The sequence below is a fragment of the Geobacter sp. FeAm09 genome (assembly GCF_008330225.1).
Classification (GTDB): Bacteria; Desulfobacterota; Desulfuromonadia; order Geobacterales; family Pseudopelobacteraceae; genus Oryzomonas.
The window spans coordinates 2,654,943-2,672,610 of the sequence record NZ_CP042466.1 but is presented as its reverse complement, the minus strand read 5'-3'; the positions used below and the strand labels follow the sequence as shown (position 1 = coordinate 2,672,610).

The 17,668-nt window shown below is 58.8% G+C and carries 17 protein-coding genes, 1 tRNA gene and 1 pseudogene; 15 read left to right on the top strand and 4 right to left on the bottom strand.

Translation table 11 applies throughout. The features are described from left to right. Nucleotides 1-81 precede the first annotated feature (81 nt). A complete protein-coding gene (locus tag FO488_RS12470; protein ID WP_149210854.1) occupies nucleotides 82-1,941 on the top strand; it encodes a lipopolysaccharide assembly protein LapB in 1,860 nt (619 codons plus the stop codon). Nucleotides 1,942-1,948: 7 nt separating this feature from the next. Here the strand turns inward: FO488_RS12470 and FO488_RS12465 are convergent, their stop codons facing one another. Then, nucleotides 1,949-2,671 carry a TonB C-terminal domain-containing protein gene (locus tag FO488_RS12465; protein WP_168206020.1) on the bottom strand — a complete coding sequence of 241 codons (723 nt, stop codon included), beginning with the start codon at nucleotides 2,669-2,671 and terminating at the stop codon, nucleotides 1,949-1,951. A 124-nt stretch (nucleotides 2,672-2,795) separates the two neighbouring features. Between FO488_RS12465 and FO488_RS12460 the strand changes: the two genes are divergently transcribed. After that, nucleotides 2,796-3,755 (top strand): AMIN domain-containing protein, encoded by a 960-nt coding sequence (locus FO488_RS12460; RefSeq protein WP_168206019.1) that lies wholly within the window; start codon nucleotides 2,796-2,798, stop codon nucleotides 3,753-3,755. Nucleotides 3,756-3,969: 214 nt separating this feature from the next. Here the strand turns inward: FO488_RS12460 and FO488_RS12455 are convergent, their stop codons facing one another. From FO488_RS12455 to FO488_RS12445, 3 genes are all read right to left on the bottom strand, one after another. Further along, nucleotides 3,970-4,467, bottom strand: coding sequence for a PaaI family thioesterase (locus tag FO488_RS12455; RefSeq protein WP_149210851.1), 498 nt, complete (start codon nucleotides 4,465-4,467; stop codon nucleotides 3,970-3,972). Between the two features lie 55 nt (nucleotides 4,468-4,522). Further along, a tRNA-Asp gene (locus tag FO488_RS12450) sits at nucleotides 4,523-4,599 on the bottom strand. A 165-nt stretch (nucleotides 4,600-4,764) separates the two neighbouring features. Further along, complete coding sequence (locus FO488_RS12445) at nucleotides 4,765-6,165, bottom strand: ATPase (RefSeq protein WP_149210850.1); 1,401 nt, start codon at nucleotides 6,163-6,165, stop codon at nucleotides 4,765-4,767. A 425-nt stretch (nucleotides 6,166-6,590) separates the two neighbouring features. Between FO488_RS12445 and FO488_RS12440 the strand changes: the two genes are divergently transcribed. The 13 genes and pseudogenes from FO488_RS12440 (at nucleotide 6,591) to FO488_RS12380 (ending at nucleotide 17,648) form a co-directional block, all read left to right on the top strand. After that, nucleotides 6,591-6,779, top strand: a complete 189-nt coding sequence (locus FO488_RS12440) for a Flp family type IVb pilin (RefSeq protein WP_149210849.1) — start codon at nucleotides 6,591-6,593, stop codon at nucleotides 6,777-6,779. Between the two features lie 89 nt (nucleotides 6,780-6,868). Then, entirely contained in the window at nucleotides 6,869-7,057 is a 189-nt protein-coding gene (locus tag FO488_RS12435) for a Flp family type IVb pilin (protein ID WP_149210848.1), read from the top strand. Nucleotides 7,058-7,146: 89 nt separating this feature from the next. Further along, nucleotides 7,147-7,578 (top strand): TadE/TadG family type IV pilus assembly protein, encoded by a 432-nt coding sequence (locus FO488_RS12430; protein ID WP_149210847.1) that lies wholly within the window; start codon nucleotides 7,147-7,149, stop codon nucleotides 7,576-7,578. 24 nt (nucleotides 7,579-7,602) lie between these two features. Beyond that, nucleotides 7,603-8,523 carry a Flp pilus assembly protein CpaB gene (gene cpaB, locus FO488_RS12425; protein WP_149210846.1) on the top strand — a complete coding sequence of 307 codons (921 nt, stop codon included), beginning with the start codon at nucleotides 7,603-7,605 and terminating at the stop codon, nucleotides 8,521-8,523. Nucleotides 8,524-8,560: 37 nt separating this feature from the next. Continuing rightward, nucleotides 8,561-10,009 (top strand): type II and III secretion system protein family protein, encoded by a 1,449-nt coding sequence (locus tag FO488_RS12420; RefSeq protein WP_149210845.1) that lies wholly within the window; start codon nucleotides 8,561-8,563, stop codon nucleotides 10,007-10,009. Continuing rightward, the gene (locus tag FO488_RS12415; protein ID WP_149210844.1) at nucleotides 9,988-11,139 is read left to right on the top strand and encodes a pilus assembly protein TadG-related protein; all 1,152 of its coding nucleotides are present in this window, start codon (nucleotides 9,988-9,990) and stop codon (nucleotides 11,137-11,139) included. The genes FO488_RS12420 and FO488_RS12415 overlap by 22 nt, the downstream gene beginning before the upstream one ends. 28 nt (nucleotides 11,140-11,167) lie before the next feature. Continuing rightward, on the top strand, nucleotides 11,168-12,298 hold the full coding sequence (locus FO488_RS12410) for a CpaE family protein (RefSeq protein WP_149210843.1): 1,131 nt from the start codon (nucleotides 11,168-11,170) through the stop codon (nucleotides 12,296-12,298). Nucleotides 12,299-12,317: 19 nt separating this feature from the next. Next, nucleotides 12,318-13,630: pseudogene (locus tag FO488_RS20665) on the top strand (CpaF family protein). A 12-nt stretch (nucleotides 13,631-13,642) separates the two neighbouring features. Then, nucleotides 13,643-14,605, top strand: a complete 963-nt coding sequence (locus tag FO488_RS12400; protein ID WP_149210842.1) for a type II secretion system F family protein — start codon at nucleotides 13,643-13,645, stop codon at nucleotides 14,603-14,605. 9 nt (nucleotides 14,606-14,614) lie between these two features. Then, nucleotides 14,615-15,529 (top strand): type II secretion system F family protein, encoded by a 915-nt coding sequence (locus FO488_RS12395; RefSeq protein WP_149210841.1) that lies wholly within the window; start codon nucleotides 14,615-14,617, stop codon nucleotides 15,527-15,529. A gap of 251 nt (nucleotides 15,530-15,780) precedes the next feature. Further along, nucleotides 15,781-16,665: a hypothetical protein gene (locus FO488_RS12390; RefSeq protein WP_149210840.1), complete on the top strand. Its 885-nt coding sequence runs from the start codon at nucleotides 15,781-15,783 to the stop codon at nucleotides 16,663-16,665. Between the two features lie 23 nt (nucleotides 16,666-16,688). Next, the gene (locus FO488_RS12385) at nucleotides 16,689-17,306 is read left to right on the top strand and encodes an outer membrane beta-barrel protein (RefSeq protein WP_149210839.1); all 618 of its coding nucleotides are present in this window, start codon (nucleotides 16,689-16,691) and stop codon (nucleotides 17,304-17,306) included. After that, nucleotides 17,307-17,648 (top strand): DUF192 domain-containing protein, encoded by a 342-nt coding sequence (locus FO488_RS12380; RefSeq protein WP_149210838.1) that lies wholly within the window; start codon nucleotides 17,307-17,309, stop codon nucleotides 17,646-17,648. Nucleotides 17,649-17,668: the final 20 nt, after the last annotated feature.

Below are 17,668 nucleotides of genomic sequence, written 5' to 3'. Positions count from 1 at the left end.
GATTAACTATTTGCGTATGTTTACGAACAATCCCCGCCTCATTCGGGACGGGTGGGCTGAAAGCGAAAGGACGTTCAAACGGTGGGTTCCCCAAAGGACAAACTGATAGAGGATGCTCAGAAGTACATCCAGCGCGGCCAGTTGGACAAGGCCGTCAAGGCCTATGCACAGGTGTTGTCTCTTGATCCGTCCGCCATCAACCTGCGCCAGAAGCTGGCCGAACTCCTGGTCAAGGCTGGCCAGCCCGACGGCGCGCGTACCGAATACGAGACCATCGGCAAGTATTACGCGTCGAATGGTTTCTACCTGAAGGCGATCGCCGTGTACAAGCAGGTGCAGAAGCTTTTCCCCGGCGACATCGCCACGACTCTGACCCTGGCCGGGCTGAACGAAAAGCACGGCTTGGCCGGCAATGCCCTGGCCGAATACAAGCTGGCGTACGATTATTACGAGCGGGAAGCCAACGCGGGGGAATCGCTCAAGGTTCTTGAGAAGATGCAGAATGTTGACCAGCAGAATGTGGCCATCAAGCTCAAGCTGGCGGAGGCATATCTCCGGGCCGACAAAAGGGAGGAATCCTACGCCTTGTTCAGGCAGCTTGCCCAGCTCCTGCACGAACGGGGCGACAGCGGGCCTCTGGCGAGCCTGAATGCCCGTATTCAGCAGCTTTTCCCCGGGAAGACGGAGTTCATCGTCGAGGTGCTGGCCAAACAACTGGACGAGGGTGATGCCGCCAAAGCCCTGAGCGGGCTGCAGACGCTGCTGAAAAACGATCCCCATGATAAAAAGATATGGGAACTGGTTGTCCGGGCGTACCGCCGCCTTGAACAGCCCCAACGGCTCATGGTGGTGTATCAGCACTTTCTGCGCTATTTTCCCGACGAGGTTTCGGCCAAAACCGGTATGATCGCCTGTCATGCCGGGCAGAAAGACGTCAAGGGGGCTTTAAGCCTGCTTGACCGGTATGAACGGGAGGTCGCCTCGTCCGGCGCATGTGACGAACTGGTGGCGATCTATCGGAACCTTGCCGAACTCGACCCTATAAATCCACGTATCCTCGAAGGGCTCCAGAGGGCCTGCGAGGCGGTCGGCATGCACGACGAGGCGGCCCAGCTCGCGTCCAAGATCGAGACGTTGCAAAAGCTCTCGTCAAAAGCCGATGCCGCCCCAACGCCGGCTGATGAACCGGCGGCAGAGGCCGATGACTTTTTCGCCGGGGACGAGCAGGCTTTCGCCGCGGCGGATTTGGAAAACGACGTTGAGGGGATGGATGCCGGGGTCTGCATGCCCGATGGGGGCGAGCCGGCTGCCGAGATTGCCTTCGGTGGTTCGGGTGCTGCCTGCGGCGCTGAAGCGCTGCCCGATGACGGCGAGATCGAAATCGAAGTGGATATCGATGACTTCCCGTTTGAGGATGCCACAGCCGAAGGCGGGGAGGCCGGCGGCCCTGACGGGTGGGCCGAGCCGTTCGGCGATGTGGCGAACCTGGCCGCTCCGGCTCCGCGCAGCGTCAAGTTCGGCAGCAGTCTGGACGGTTCCGATGCCCAGTCCCATTATGATTTGGGGGTCGCCTTCAAGGAAATGGGATTGTATGACGAGGCTATCAACGAGTTTCGCCAGGCTGCCGGCGACCCTGGCCGCAAGGTCGCGTGCAACCTGCTGCAAGCAGTCTGCCTGCGGGAACGGGGAGAGCTGGGGGCGGCCCGGGAGATCCTGAACGCCCTGCCCACGCCGGAACTGAGTCTTGAAGACGTTTGCGCCGTGAAATACGAGCTGGCATTGGTTCTGGAGGCGCAGGGGGACACCGAGGGGGCTGCCGGGCTGATGGAAGAGATTGACGCGGTGAATGCCGACTTTCGGGACGTCCATGCGCGTCTCAAGAATGCCGGCGGCTCCCTTGACTTCTCCGACGAGGATCTGCAGGACTTCGAGCTGAGGTGACCCCGCATTACCCCGTAATGCGGAAAAGGGAGGAGGGTGCCTTTATCTTGAGAGGCGCCAGGAACATCTTCTGATCAAAGCCGGCAGGCAGGGGGGGCAGGGGGGATACGGACTTGATGACATCCAGGAGCACCTGGTCGGCTTCCCGTGATCCGGTTCCCTGATAGATCCTCAGCGTGATGACGGAGCCGTCGGGGCGCAGGTACAATTCGATGATGCCATCCCGGCGGATCGGCTCCTTCAGGCCCTCGGCCCGTTTCCACCACTCCCGATTGATCTTCTCCACCAATTCGAAATAATATCCGCGAATATCCTCCCGAAGTGAGCGGCCTTCCGCCAAACTGCTGATATACCCATGAGTCATGCCAAGCCCGAGAGGGGTGGCCATCAACTCCTTCATCCCCTCCGAAACCTTTTCCGTGGCCGCTGCCGGTGCAGCAGGGGCGGTTTGGTCGGGCTTTGCGTCCGGTGAAACCTCGGGCGGCGGGGCTGCCTCGGGTGGCGCCGGGGCAGGCAGAGGCTCTGCCGGTTTGGCGGGGCCGATTGCCGGGGCGAAGGTGACGTTTTCGACCAGTATGCCGCTTACGGCCGGCATGCTTCGGACTGCGCCCCCGGCTGCAAACATGAAGACAACCGCCAGCAGGTGCAACATGAGCGAAGTTGCCAGTGCGTAACCCATCCAGCGCTTGCGGGGGTCGAAAGCTGTTTCCAGCGTTTGGCTGTCGGACATGGGCAAATGCGTCATAGGTCGATAAGGTATGGGAAAGTTCCGAAAAAGTATGATATATAATCACAATATCATATCTGCGAAGCAGTGGGAAGGTGTTACTACCAACTTTTGGAGGTGGGGCAGCATGAAATATCGGGTTGTCGTCGTCCTGTCCATGATGGCCATGGTCCTGTCCGCGGTTCCCGTCCTGGCGGCGGAACTTCTGGACGTCAAGCCGGTGGTCGCGGGAAGCGGCCTGAGCGTGGAGATCCTGGCCGACATCCCCCTGACCTACACCTATTACAAAATACCGGGACAGGCACGGGCGGTTGTGGATATCGCCGATGCCGACCCGGAAAAGGTCGAACCGCTGATCGTCGTCAACAAGGGTGCCGTCTCCAGCATCAGCGTCGATAAGGCGCAGATCGCCGGGATGGTGGTCAGCCGGGTGATCTTCAATCTGGTTGCCGAGGCCGATATCTCCGTCACGGCTTCGGCGGATCGCAGGAAATTGAACGTGGTTTTCAGCGGCGGCAAGCCGGCTGACGGCGGCGCGGCAAACCCGGCCACCCCCGCCGCCAAACCCGTTCCGGCATCATCAGTGCCTCCGGCCGCGGCAGCGCCGCCGGCCCCGCAGCAGGAAGCGGACCCGCTCGGGCTCGACGATCCTCCTGCCGCCCCCGTGAAGGACAAGCCCGCCGGCGTGCCGGAAACGCCTGCCCCCAGCGCTGCGACGCCCGCTCCCCTCCCGAATGCCTCCGTGAAACTCGAACCGGTGGTGCCGGTTGGTGTGCCGCCGCGCCAACGGGTGGTGATTACGGCGATAAAGGTGGGCACAACGTATGTGGACGTTGAGGCCACCGGCAGTCTGGAGTCTTTTGAACAGATAAAGCTGGTCCAGCCGAATCGCCTGGCTATCGATGTGCCCGGGGCGACCACCTCACTGGGCGCGAAGGGCATTCCGGTCCGCCGTTTCGGCCTCGAGCAGATCAGGGTCGGGCGGTATCCCGACCATGTGCGCATTGTCCTCGACGCGGGCGGTTCGTCTTTCCCCAAATACGAGATCAAGCCTACGGAGAGGGGGCTCAGGGTCAGCTTCAACTAGCCGCACGAAACGCACCGCACAGGGGAATTGATCCGCCACTGGTTGTGTGACCCCGTATCCTTCCTGCACCTCTTCCCGCTTTTTCAATCAGGAAATTTCCGCCAGGGGCCGCCTGCCCCATCCGGGCTGCCGTTCGGCCACGCACTGGTGGCGTCCCCACCCGTCCGCGAGTGCGGGAGCCGGGGTGCTGTTTGTGTGCGGAACTCAAAGAAGCTTAGTGATGGGGTGGGGTGTCGTGCGAACCTTTGGTGGGGGGCGCACTGTGCTGCCGCTTGACGCGGAAATGGGCCGTGCAGGTGGCGGCCGTAACCCCCGTTTCGTCCACGATGGCCACCGCGCCGGTAATATCCCGCTCGTTCCTGCCGGTCACCTCGGCAATCCCCCGTATTGTCCCCCAACGGACCGGGTGCTTGAAGGTCATGGACATTTCAATGGTTGCAAAGTGGGTCCCCTCGGGCAGGAGGGTCTTGATGGCAATGGCGAGGGCCGTATCGGCCAGCGAGGTTATGGCCCCGCCGTGCATGAGCCCCGCGCCCTGGCAATGGGCCACGCGAAACGGCATGGAAAGAACCGCTCTGCCGTCGCCGGCTTCGTCGATGCTCATTCCCAGGTATGTTTCGAATGGGGCCAAGGCTATCCAGTCCGGCAGGTGAACGGGGAGGGGAGCGTCTTTGGCAATGGGCTGCGAATAGCGGGGGGCTTCTTCGTGCATGGGAAGGAACTCTTGTAAAAGAAAAGAGTACCCGAAGCGGATACTCTTTTATGAATGGCGGGGTTGACGGGGCTCGAACCCGCGACTTCCAGCGTGACAGGCTGGCACTCTAACCGACTGAGCTACAACCCCCAATGGGTAACAATCTCTTGGTGCAGATGGTCAAGATCAAGAACACTCTGTATAGCAAATGGTGTTTTGGTTGTCAATGAAAATAGCGGACGCTCGTTAAGTTTGTCGCGGAAGATCCATCGGAGGGGAAGGAACGGGATATTTCGCGACATGGGACCGTGAGCGTCAGACAAAATAGGTTTTCCATGCCTGGGTAATGGCCTCCTTCGTCAGGGATGCCTTGGTTTTGTGGAATCGGGCCTGATCGACGAGGTGATCGATGATGTCGCGCGGATGGCAGGCCGCCATCGGGATCGGCGATTTGCCGTACAGCTCGTTGGTGAGATAGGCGAAGACGGATTGCTGGAATTCAACCCCATTGACCTCGCAGACCCTCCTGAAAATATCCTCATATTCGGCGATGGTCGGGTGATCGATGCGCACCTTGTAACGGATGCGCCGTAAAAATGCCTCATCGACCAACTCGCCGGGCTCGATATTGGTCGCAAACAGGACCAGCAGATCGAAGGGGATGGTGAATTTCATGCCTGTGTGCAGGCCCATGAAGTCAACCCTCCTTTCAAGCGGTACGATCCAGCGATTGAGGAGGATTTTGGGCTCGATCTGCTGCCTGCCGAAGTCATCGATGAGGAAGATCCCGTTATTGGCTTTCATCTGTAGAGGTGCTTCATAATACTTGGTCACCTGGTTGAAGTTGAGGTCGAGCATTTTCAAAGTCAGCTCGCCCCCTGCCATGACAACGGGGCGTTTTACCCGTATCCAGCGGCGGTCGGCGCGCGAATCCTGCTCTTCATCGGCGACCGGGAAATGGGTGACCGGATCGTAGACCGTAATTACCTGCCCGGCCACATAGATCGCATACGGGACAAAAATGGGGTCCTGAAAGACCATGCCGATCGCTTCGGCAATGGCCGTCTTGCCGTTTCCCGAGGGGCCATAGAGAAAGATCGACCTGCCGGAACCGATTGCCGGCCCGATTGTTTTGAGCAGGTTCGGGTTGACGACCAGGTGGGCGAAGGCCTCGTTGATCTGCTTCTGGTCTATCGCCGCCAGGCGTATGGTCTGGCCATCCACCATCCTGACGTAGTCCTCGAGGGATACCGGTGCCGGACCGACATAGCGGCAGACCTCCAGCAACTCCTGGGCGCGATTTTTACCCGCATCGGTGATCAGGTATCTGTAGGTCCCCGAAGAGTACCCACCGGCGCCAAGAACCTCCACAAGCTTTGCCCGGCGCAACTGCTCCATCACCTTGTCCACAAGGTTGACCGGCAGGCAGATCCGCTCCGCCAGGTCCTGCTGGTCGAATTCGCCCATGAACAGGATGTGCTTCGTTGCCAAGTCGGTAATAAAAGTGAGCTGTAAGCCGGTCCTCTCGACAGTCGCCGGTGCTTTGGGCGTCTGCAGCTCGAATTCGAGCAACTGCTTCCGGGAAACGAGCCCCAGCGTCAGCAGGCTTTCCGTCAGCTTGCCGCCATGCAGGAGCTGGCGCACGCGAGCCTTTTCCATCTCGCCGGCGGAAATCCCCAAAGATTCGATCCATCGCTTCATGTCCCGTTCCGGCATGCCGGTGCTCCTTTCCCCGCGTACTGGCAAAATCCCCTTTACCACCGCCACAAAACCTTGTTGCTGTGCTGGCACGCAGCACGATCCAATCCTGTCCAGCTTTCCGCCCTTTTGGCGGTCGCTCCAGGAATGTATACACTTCCGACATTTTGTCGAAAATGCTTACAGATTTGCAGACAATAAATAAAACAATTTAATTCAGAATCAATAAAATTAGCGAGTTGTAAGGTGGCACCTGTTTTGCAAAAACGACGATTCGAGTGTTGCAATAAAAAAACAGTTGAATTTGTTGAATACAATTATAAGTAATTAAATTTTCATTTCAATATTTTTATAAAATTATTCGCATGTGGTTGACATGCTGCAAAACGATGGTAAACGGAAACTAATTGGTGTTGATTTGTAAACAAAACGGGGGTGCCGTTATGGACGCTATCAAACTGCTCTTCATCAACCTGCTGTGCCGCGTCAAGAGTGAAAGGGGCCAGACCTTGGTGGAGTACGCGTTGATCATTGTGCTGATCGCCCTGGCGGCAATTGTTGCCATGAGATACCTGGGTACCGCCGTAAGCAATACCTACAGTAACGCCACCAGCGCCTTGGCAAATCCATAATAGGCTGCACGGCGTCGCCGATGCGTCGGGACCATCATTGATTACCGGCAAAGAGTTGCAACATCAACCAAGAAAGGGAGGGAGCTTCTATGGACACGATCAAATTGTTCGTCATCAACCTGCTGTGCCGCGCCAAGAGTGAAAAGGGCCAGACCTTGGTGGAGTACGCGCTGATCATCGTACTGATCGCCCTAGCGGCAATCGTTGCCATGAAATACCTGGGCACCGCCGCAAGCAATGCCTACAGCAACGCCGCCAGTACGCTGGCAAACCCGTAGTTCTGGAGATTGGTTGCATTCATATGTAAGCTTTTCCAATGGAGGGGGGCCTTGCCCCCCCGGTAATCCACACTACCGAGAGTGCCGCAATGACGTATCCACCGTCGTGCCTGCATCGACTACGCAGTTCCAGGGGACAGGCGCTCGTCGAACTCGCCCTGCTCCTCCCTATTCTGTTGCTGCTGATCTTTGGGGTCATCGAATTCGGCAGAGCCTTCTACATGAAGAACACGCTGACCAATGCGGTGCGTCACGCTGCGCGGAAAGCCGCCGTCAACACCAGTTGGAATCAGACCTCAATACGTTTCTGGACGTACAGCGCCGTCCCCGGAAGTTGGAGAAGCGCTTCCGTGATTACCCTGGCCCAATCGAGCCCGGCTTCGCCGCCCGCCAGTGGCAGCGGCGCCGATGTCACCGTTACGGCAAAGCTGAAATTCACTACCATTGTTCCCCATTTCTATTTTCCCTTTAAAAATTACACGACCATCGCGGCTCGGGCGACGATGCGTTATGAGCAATAAATTCCCGCACTCCCCGGAGGAACCATGAACAGATCACAGGCAGTAACCATGGTAACGCTCATTGCCCTGGTGTTTGCAGGGGTGGCTTCCTGGGGCGTTTACGCCTACCTGAAGCAGGAGAGCCTGAAGAGCAAACAGGCCGCCAGCTTTGTCATCATGGTCGCGGCGGGTGATCTGCCGATCGGCACGAAGCTGAACGAGACCCACCTCAAGCCGGCAGGCTGGCCGAAGGACAGTGTCCCGGCCGGGAGCTTTACCGACGCCAAGTCCCTCGTCAACAGGGTCGTGATCCGCAATCTGAGCGCCGGCGACGCCATTACCGAACAGAAGCTGATGCCCAAGGAGGGGAGTGCGGCCGCCACCGGCGTCATGACGTACATCATCCCCCAGGGGCATCGCGCCGTTACGGTCGGCGTGAACGAAGTGGCCGGCGTTGCGGGCTTCATTGCCCCCAACAACCGGGTCGATGTGGTGTTGACCACCCAAATCCCCAACAATCCCAACGAGATGGTTACGAAGATTATTCTGCAGAATGTTCCGGTTCTGGCAACCGGCCAGATCACCGACCAAAAGGACGGCAAGCCGGTGCTCGTGCCCACCGTGACCATGGACCTGACCCCCGAGGATTCGGAAAAACTGGTGCATGCCTCCCGCAAGGGGTCGCTCCAGCTACTCCTCAGAAACATCATCGATACGGCCCAGGTGGATGTAAAGGGTGGGGCGACCATTAATACGGTGCTCGGTGGAGTTGAACGGCCCGTGGTCACGGTCGCCCAGGCCAAACCAGTCCAGGCCAGGCCTGTTCAGGCTCGCCGCCCGGTGCGGCGCGCCGCGCCGGAAGGAACCAGCGCCGCAATTCGCCCGGCTCCCGTTGCACCCCACGGCCACAAGGTGACGGTGATCGACGGCGGGGCCCGTACGACCAAGGAATTCGTGCTGCAATAATCCGCCATGGTGGACAACTCCTGGACGAGGTGCTTCGATGATCAAACTCCGCACACATAGCTGTCTCTTGCCCGTTTTGAGCCTTCTTCTGGTGGTGGCGCTGGTTTCCCCCGCCATGGCCGGCATCCCCCTGGAGGTCGGGCTCTTCAAAAGCACGTTGCTGAAGCTGAACAAGAAAATGGTGCTGGTCACCCTGGCCAACACGAGGAAATCCGACCAGGAGAAGGATGCCGACATCGTCGCCAAGTCGGACAAGATCGACCTGGAACGCCGCCGCTCCCAGGATGCGGGGCCATCCAACACCAACAAGTTCGTCACCCTGGACGTCCTTTCTCCCTATGACCTGAAGCTGGACGGCATCATGATCGGCACCACCAGCATGATCGTCTGGACAAAGGACGACAAGGACGAACGGCCCGTATCCACCTTCTACGACGTGAAGGTCACGGGCGACCGTTCGGCCATCGAAGCGCAATTGAAAGAAATTGCGCCCAACGACGCCATCAGCGTCCAGTTCGCCAACGATACCGCCATCCTGACCGGCAGCGTGGCCAACGAGCAGACCCGCCTCAAGGCCGAAAATACCGCCCGGGCATTCGCCCCCAAGGTACTCAATCATATCGCCATCGACAACCCCCAGCAGGTGCTGCTCCAGGTGAAGGTCGCCCAGATGGACAAAACCGCTCTGAAAAATCTGGGGATCAGTTTCTTGATCAAGGGGAGTAAAGGCGAGGGATTCAGCAATATGGTCGGCGCCCCCTCCGGCAGCTCTTCGTCGAGCTCATCCTCTTCCAGCTCCGGCGGTATTTCGGGAATCGCGTCCAGCCTGGGGAGCTACACCCCCCTCGACGCCTACCAGATCGGCGCGGCCTACTTCCCCGGTGGTGTCGGCGCGGTGCTGCAGGCGCTATCGACCAAAGGGTACGCCAAGATCCTGGCAGAGCCCAACATGCTGGTCAAAAGCGGCCAGGAAGGTAACTTCCTGGCGGGGAGCAAGATCCCCTACAGCGTCCTCCTCTCTTCCGGGGGGACGACAACCACTACCATCGTCTTTCAGGATGTGGGGGTCAAGTTGAAGTTCAAGCCGGAGGTGCTGGAAAACGGTCTGATCAACCTGAAGCTGGACCCGGCGGAGGTGAGCAGCATCTCCGGTACCCTGGCGGTGAACGGCTACCCCATCATCGACATCAGAACCCTCCAGACCAGCGTGGAACTGAAGGACGGTGAAAGCCTGGTTCTGGCCGGCCTGCTTCAGGAAGAAGCGATCAAGACCATGTCCAAGATCCCGCTTCTGGGGGACATCCCGATCCTGGGGGCGCTCTTCCGCTCCACCCAGGACAGCACCACGGAAAAAGAGTTGGTGTTCTTCATCACGCCGAAGATCGTCAAACCCCTGGCTCCGGGGGTACGGCAGGAACTCCCCACGGACCGGAAGCTGACCCCTGAGCAGGAAAGGGAGCTCAAATGGATGCCGCTCGGAGAGTGAACGGATTGAATAATGTCGGGTCGGCGCTGATTCTGGTCACCGTATCCCTCGTGGTGTTCATCGCCATGGCTGGACTCGCCATAGACCTGGCGTATATGTATGCGAACAAGGCGCAACTGCAGAAAGCGGCCGATGCCGGTGCGCTTGCCGGGGCAGGGCGGTTGAACGGCACCGGCCTCGTGGCCTACAGCAATCAGACCGGGGCCCGTAACGGCGCAAAACGTTTTACGGACCCCAACTTTAAGGACACGAACTTCACCCCGAACCTGAGCACCAACGACGGCAACGACCCGGCTGGCGATATCGTCCTTGGGAACTGGAACCCGGCGGCCACACCCCATTTCACCCCATCTGTGGCTCCGGTTAACGCCGTGAAAGTGGTGGCTAGAAGGACCGGCGATACCGGTACCGGCATCGGCGCCAATTCCAAGTTCAATCTCTTTCTCGGCAAAATAGCCGGCATCGACACCATGGGTGCCGTGGCCGCCGCCGTGGCCTGGCGGCCTCCGCGGGCGCGGACATTCTTCCTGGTCGGCAAAGATACCTGTGATCCCGCAAAAAGTCCTGTGCCGATAACTTTGACAATAAATGACAAATCAGACAGCAACATGGCATGGACGAGTCTGCTGGAATCATCGTCCAATACCAATGACATGCTGAACTTTTTCTGCCCTGCCGAGAAATTACCTTTTATCGAGGTGTGTAATCTTCCGAAAGGACAAGGTGTTTATACCACCGGAGGAGTTACAAATATTTTTAAAAGCGTTGAATTAGACTTCTATGACCCAAATTACGATGCCGGCAAAAAAACATTTAAAGTCGATGCTGGTGGCAATTTTGTATTGGATAAAAACGGCAATAAAATTGTGACAAGCTGGGACGTCATTGTCCCCATTTCAGAGCTTGTTGATCCGACAAAACAGCCCGGGCGGCAAGATGTCTATGGTTATGCGGAAATTGTAATAACCAAGGCATGCGGTTCGGGCGGTGGTAACGTTTGTCCGTCACGAGGGAAAATCACTGCGCCAACCGGCACTTGCAGCGGGGATGAGATAATCATAAGTTCCATCACGTGCACCGATTGCGCCAACAGCAACATGCTCGGAGCCTTGCCGGTGCTGGCACAATAACAAACTATCGCATAACGGAAAGTCATCCATGCCCCAAAACCTCTCTATTGCCATAATCGATTCGGACCGCGAGACACGGGAAGCCATTGAAAGCCTGATCCTGCCCTATGGCGACAAGGTCAGGCTCGTGGGGGCGGCCGGGGATTTCAGCGAAGGGTACCGGCTGATCCAGGCCAACAATCCGTCGGTCGTCATCCTGGGGGTGACGCACCTGGATGTGGGCGTAGACCAGGTCCAGCACATTGCCGCACACTTCCCCGCCACCTCTGTCTTTGTCGCCACCACCGAAAAGAATCCGGACTGGATACTGCGCCTCATGCGGTCCGGCGCCTGCGAATATTTCCTCAAGCCGGTCGTCAAGACCGAGCTGTTCGAAGCGTTCCGGAAGGTGGCGAAAAACCTGGCGCCGTTGGCGAACGGCCCGGTTACGCAACGGCAGGGGAAGATCGTGTCGGTATACAACCCGGTGGGTGGGGTGGGTACGACCACCATTGCCGTGAACCTTGCCGCCACTCTTGCCGCCGCCAACGATAATGTGGCCCTGGTGGATTTCAACCTCTTCTGCGGCGATGTGGCGTCCTTTCTGGACATCGATCCCAAGTACACCCTGAGCAGCGTTACCAACAACGTGAACCGCCTTGACGCGGAGTTTCTGCGGGCCAGCATGACGCGGCACGGGTCCGGGATCTATCTGCTGAGCGAACCGCTCGACGTGGAGGAAACCCTGAGCATCACCGCCGAGCAGATCACCCAGGTGCTCACCTTTCTCAAAAGCGCCTTTTCCTACGTGGTCATCGATACCGGGGGGCCTCTTTTCGGAGCGAACCTCATTACGTTCCGGGCTTCCGACCACCTGCTCTTCAACACGGTCCTGACCCTGCCGGCGCTCAAGAACGTCCGCCGGTATCTGGCGGCGCTGGAGAACAAGGGCATCGCCCGGAGTTCGGTCAAGATCGTGGTGAACCGCTATCTGCCCAAGGCCGACATCAAGATCGGCGACGCTGAAAACGTTCTCGGGACCAAGGTGTTCGCAACCGTTCCCAACGAGTACGGGGCGGTCATCGATTCGATCAACAAGGGGGTGCCGGTGGTGAATCTTTACCCCCGTTCGCCGGTTACCGCGGCTATCGCCAAACTTGTCAGCCAACTGAACGCTTGATGCTGCAGGAGACCTGCCCATGATTTTCAACGACCATTTCGGGCCCAAACAACAGAAACTTCCTGTGGAAAAGAATCTGGTCTTTTTTCAGGAACTGAAGCAGCGGATCCACCACCGCCTCATCGAGCGCATCGACATCAGCAAGCTCGATTACCTGGGAAGCGGCGACCTGACGCGGGAGATCGGGTCGATTATCGAGGGGCTGATCGCCAACGAAGGGGTGCCGCTCAACCAGACGGAAAAGGAGAAGCTGCTCGTCGATATCCAGCACGAGACCTTCGGGCTCGGCCCCCTGGAACCGCTGCTCTCCGACCCCTCCATCTCCGATATCCTGGTCAACAACTGCAGCAATGTGTACATCGAGCGCAAGGGAAAGTTGCAGAAAACCGATATCATCTTCCGGGACAACAATCATTTGATGCAGATAATCGAGCGCATCGTCTCCCGGGTCGGCAGGCGCATCGACGAATCCTCACCCTATGTGGACGCCCGGCTCTCCGACGGCTCCCGGGTCAACGCCATTATCCCACCTCTGGCCCTCGACGGGCCGGTTCTTTCCATTCGGCGCTTCGGGGTCGATCCCCTGAAGATGAGCGATCTCATAGCCCTTGGCACGGTGGATGAGCGGATGGCCCTCATTCTGCAGGACTGCGTCAAGATCCGCCTGAACATCCTCATTTCCGGGGGACCGGCACCGGCAAGACCACGATGCTGAACGTGCTGTCGGAGTACGTCCCGGAAGCCGAGCGCATCGTTACCATCGAAGATTCCGCGGAATTGCAGATGAAGCAGGATCACGTGGTTCGGCTGGAAACCCGCCCACCCAACATCGAGGGAAAGGGCGAGGTCACGCAGCGCGACCTGGTGCGAAACGCCCTGCGGATGCGGCCGGACCGGATTATCCTGGGCGAGGTGCGCAGCAGCGAGGCCCTGGATATGCTGCAGGCCATGAATACCGGCCATGACGGCTCCATCTCCACCATACACGCCAACTCGCCCCGGGACGCCCTATCCCGGCTGGGGACCATGGTCATGATGGCCGGGATGGACCTCCCCGACAGGGCGATTCGCGAGCAGATATCGTCGGCCATCAATCTCCTCATCCAATTGGTGCGCTTCCCGGACGGGTCGCGCAAGATCATCAAGATCGCCGAGATTACGGGTATGGAAGGCAACACCGTCGTCATGCAGGATATCTTCGTCTTCGACCAGCAGGGGGTGGATGCCAACGGCAAAATTGTCGGCACCTTCAAGGCGACGGGGATCCGGCCTCATTTCATGCAGCGGTTCAGGATTTCGGGAATAAGTCTTCCGAATGAAATATTCGAATAAGGCGGGGCAGCCATGTTCTTAGCCGTTTTTTTCACATTCGTAGCCGTCTTCCTGCTGGCATCGGCACTTGTGCTCGCCTACATGAGAGCCCAGGAATCCCCGAAAGCGGTCCTGAAACGGCGGCTCCGCAGGATGGCCAAGGCAGGGTCGGACGACGCCATGTCCGAGGACCTGCGTTCGGAGATCATCAAGGAAACGCCGCAATTCGAGCGGTTGATAACCATGCTTCGCTGGGGCCGCGCCATCGAGCGGCTCCTGGATCACGCCGGGGTCTCCATCGATCTGACGACGTTCATACTGCTGGTGATCCTTCTCCCGGCGGCCTCTTTCTTCGGGGTGTTTCTGTTTACCCACCGGCTGATCTTCGCCGTATGTGCGGCCGCCGTGGCTGCCGCGGTCCCGTTTTTGTTCCTCTATGTCAAGAAGATGCGGCGGCAGGACAAGTTTACCGAACAACTGCCCGATGCCCTGAGCATGATCTCCCGCTCCCTGCGGGCCGGCCACTCCCTGACCAGCGCCATCGAACTGGTGGCCCAGGAGTCGGACGAACCGTTGCGCGATCTCTTCAAGACCGCCTACGAGCAGCAAAAGCTCGGCCTCAGGATTACCGACTCCCTGGCAGGCATGACCGACCGCATGGAGAGTATCGACTTGCGATTCTTCGTGGCCTCCATTGAGCTCAACAACGATATCGGCGGGAACCTGTCGGAGATTCTCGACAAACTGGCCGGGACGATCCGGGAACGCCTGAAGATCAAGCGGCAGGTGCAGGTCATCACCGCCCAGGGGCGGTTGTCGGGATACATCCTGGCCGCTCTCCCCATCGTCACCTTTTTCATGTTCAACGTCATGATGCCCGGTTACGAGGATGTGCTGTTCAAGGAGAAGCTCGGCAGCAAGCTGCTGATCGGCGCCATCTGCGCCCAGCTTTCCGGGTTTCTGTGGATCAAGAAAATCATCTCGATCAAGGTCTAGGGTGGCGCCATGATAAAGTTGATCGTCGGATCAGTTTTCGTGTCCATCGCCCTGATTACCGGTACTGCCCTGTACTGGTACATCTCCCGGCGCATGGTCGTCAAGGAACGGCTCTCGAAGCTGGTCGTCACGCCCCTGGCGTTCGAAGCGCCGACGCTCATTGCCAAGCCGACGCCCTTGAGCCGGTTTCTCTCCCGCCTCGGAGCGGTCCTCCCCCAAGAAGGGAAGGACCGTTCCAAATACGAGAAGCTGCTCGTCTCGGCGGGGTACCGCAAATCGAGCCTGGTCGTCTTTTTTGGCTGCAAGGTTCTCCTTACCCTGCTTTTCCCCACCCTCTTCATGATGTTCGTGACGGCACCGACCGGCAAGATCGCCAACCAGGAGATGCTGCTGGTCACGGTGGCCCTGGCCATAATCGGCTTTCTCCTGCCCAGCGTCTATGTGCAGAGAAGGTCCAGGATGCGCAAGCTGCTCATCTTCCAGACGCTGCCGGATATCCTCGATCTTTTGACCATCTGTGTGGAAGCGGGCATGAGCATTGACGCCGCAATGCTGCGGGCCTGCGAGAACCCGCAGTTCAAGGGCAACCCGCTGGCCGAGGAAATGAAGATCTCCGCCATGGAGACCAGGGCCGGGAAGTCGCGGCCGGAATCCCTGCGCGACATGGCCGAACGGACGGACGAGGATGATCTGAGGGCATTCGTGACCATGCTGATCCAGACGGAGCGCTTCGGCACCAGTCTCAGCCAGGCGTTGCGGGTCCATTCCGACTCACTCCGGGTGAGGCGGCGTCAGATCGCGGAGGAAGCGGCGGCAAAAACCGCCGTCAAGATGCTCTTCCCGCTCGTGTTTTTCATTTTTCCGGCACTGCTCATTGTGATGTTGGGGCCGGCGATCATCAAGATCGGCCAGATCTTCAAATAATCCACAGAAAGGGGGCGCGTACATGAAACCGGATGTCAATAGCATTCTACTGTTGGTCATTGCTGTGGAACTGGCGCTGCTGTACGTAAGGATGGGCAAGAAATAGCTCTGCACCCCCCCCGGGCGGTCCGTCGCTGCCGGTATCCGGCACGCCGCCCGGGGGGCTCTGAATCATTACCGGACCGTTGTCCGTTGCGCTGTGCATAGAGCGTTTTTTGGATCGATACTCGAACCTCAGGAGGGGCTTTCATATGAGATACCTGAAACGGCTATTCCCATGCATTCTGCTGTTGTCTTCACTGGCATTGACGGGCTGCGGCGGCTCGAATGCGGGTACGAACGGCTCGGTAAGCGATCCGTTTTCGACGGGCACGAACGGGTCGGGTTCGGGAGGCGGGACGGGAACCAGCGCCGCAGGCGTCATCATGTTTACCGATACGGCAAGTTCACAGCCCGGATCGCAAACGAATATGCTCAGTGAATTTACAAAAACCGTGAACCCCGCGGTTACCCCGGTCGTGGGTGTCTACCAACCGATTCCGTTCAAGCTGACGGATTCCAATGGCACCCCACGGGTGGGGGTGCCGGTTACCATGTACGTTTACAGCATCACAACCCTTAACCCCAATGATGTGACGGTTGGCTTTTTGGTGCCGACAACTGTCGGTGGAACGGTTACCGCGCCGAATCCGGAGACGAATCGGCAGACTATCACAACCGACTCGGCCGGCATGGGCATATTCAATGTTGTCGTTGACATCACCTCTCCCCCGGTTGACGCCTTCACTACGGTTACGGTCGTATATAAAGCCGTGACAAATGACACGGTGCCGGTGACGGCTTATGTGGGCCAACTTTACCACCTGGATTCCAAAGCCTCCGCTCTGGCACTGGCTCCTTCAAACCTTACCTTTGCCGCCGGCGATGGTGTGAATGCAACGAGAACGCTTACCATATCCGGTGGCGCTGGTCCGTACACCGTCAATTCCAGCAATACGGCACGCGTTACGGTGAGCCTTTCCGGCACAACCCTAACGACAACACTTGCTGACGCATCTCTTTGGCCTGAAACGGTGACGGTTTCCGTGCTGGATAGCGCGGGGCAAACGGCGTCGGCAACGATTTTACGGCAGTAATACCACACTCCCGGAGGGTCACCATGCATAAGGCTTTCAAGGCAATCGTCGTTTCCATACTGGTACTTTTCGCCTCCACCGCCATGGCCGGCACCATCGGCAATCGGCTGGGGTTCACCGGCAAGCTCGGGTTCGCCACTCCCGTGAAGGACGATTTCATCAACGGCACCTCCGGGACAAAGACCGGGTTTGCCGGCGGCGGCGGACTGCTCTACGGTTTCGGCGACTATGTGGCGGCCGAGGTGGACGTTATCCACTTGCCCAAGCTGGATGTGAAAAACGGCGGGATCAAGGCGTATGAAGCGACGCTCACCGACATCGGCCTTGGCCTGCAATGCCGGATTATCCCCACGAGCCCGGTGGTGCCCTACATCGGCCTCGGGGCCGATTTCATCAAGGGGAGCCTGAAGCATGTGGGCGGCAACGATTATGACCTGGACTGGACGTATGGGGGGCACGTCAGTGCCGGGGTTGACTGGTTCCTGACCAAGGGGGTCGCCCTGACCGCCGAAGCCCGAGCGGTGCGGACGATCTCCGGCGACATCCTGAGCGGATCGACCAAGGTGGGGGAATACGATCCCTACTGGGTCCAGGGGACCTTCGGCATCCGCCTGTTCCTGTCCGAAACCTTCTGGCGCTAGATGCGTGCGGTCGTCGCGGGACCGGTTCGGGAGCTGGCCGGAAACGTCCATGCGGCCCATTCGCTTTTGGCGCGCATGAAGGGGCTTTTGGGACGAAAATCGCTCGACCCCGGGGAGGCGCTCTGGATCAAGCCGTGCAAGGGCATCCATACCATCGGCATGAAGTTCGCCATCGACGCTGTTTTCCTGGACGGGGCCAACCGGGTGATGGCCCTGATCCCCGACCTGCCGCCCAACCGGATATCCCCGGTCTATCCCTGCGCGGCATCGGTCATCGAACTGCCGGCCGGGACCCTGGCCAGCACCACCCTTGCCATCGGTGAGACGATTGAAATCCTGTGAACCCCTGTCTGCGGAGCCTG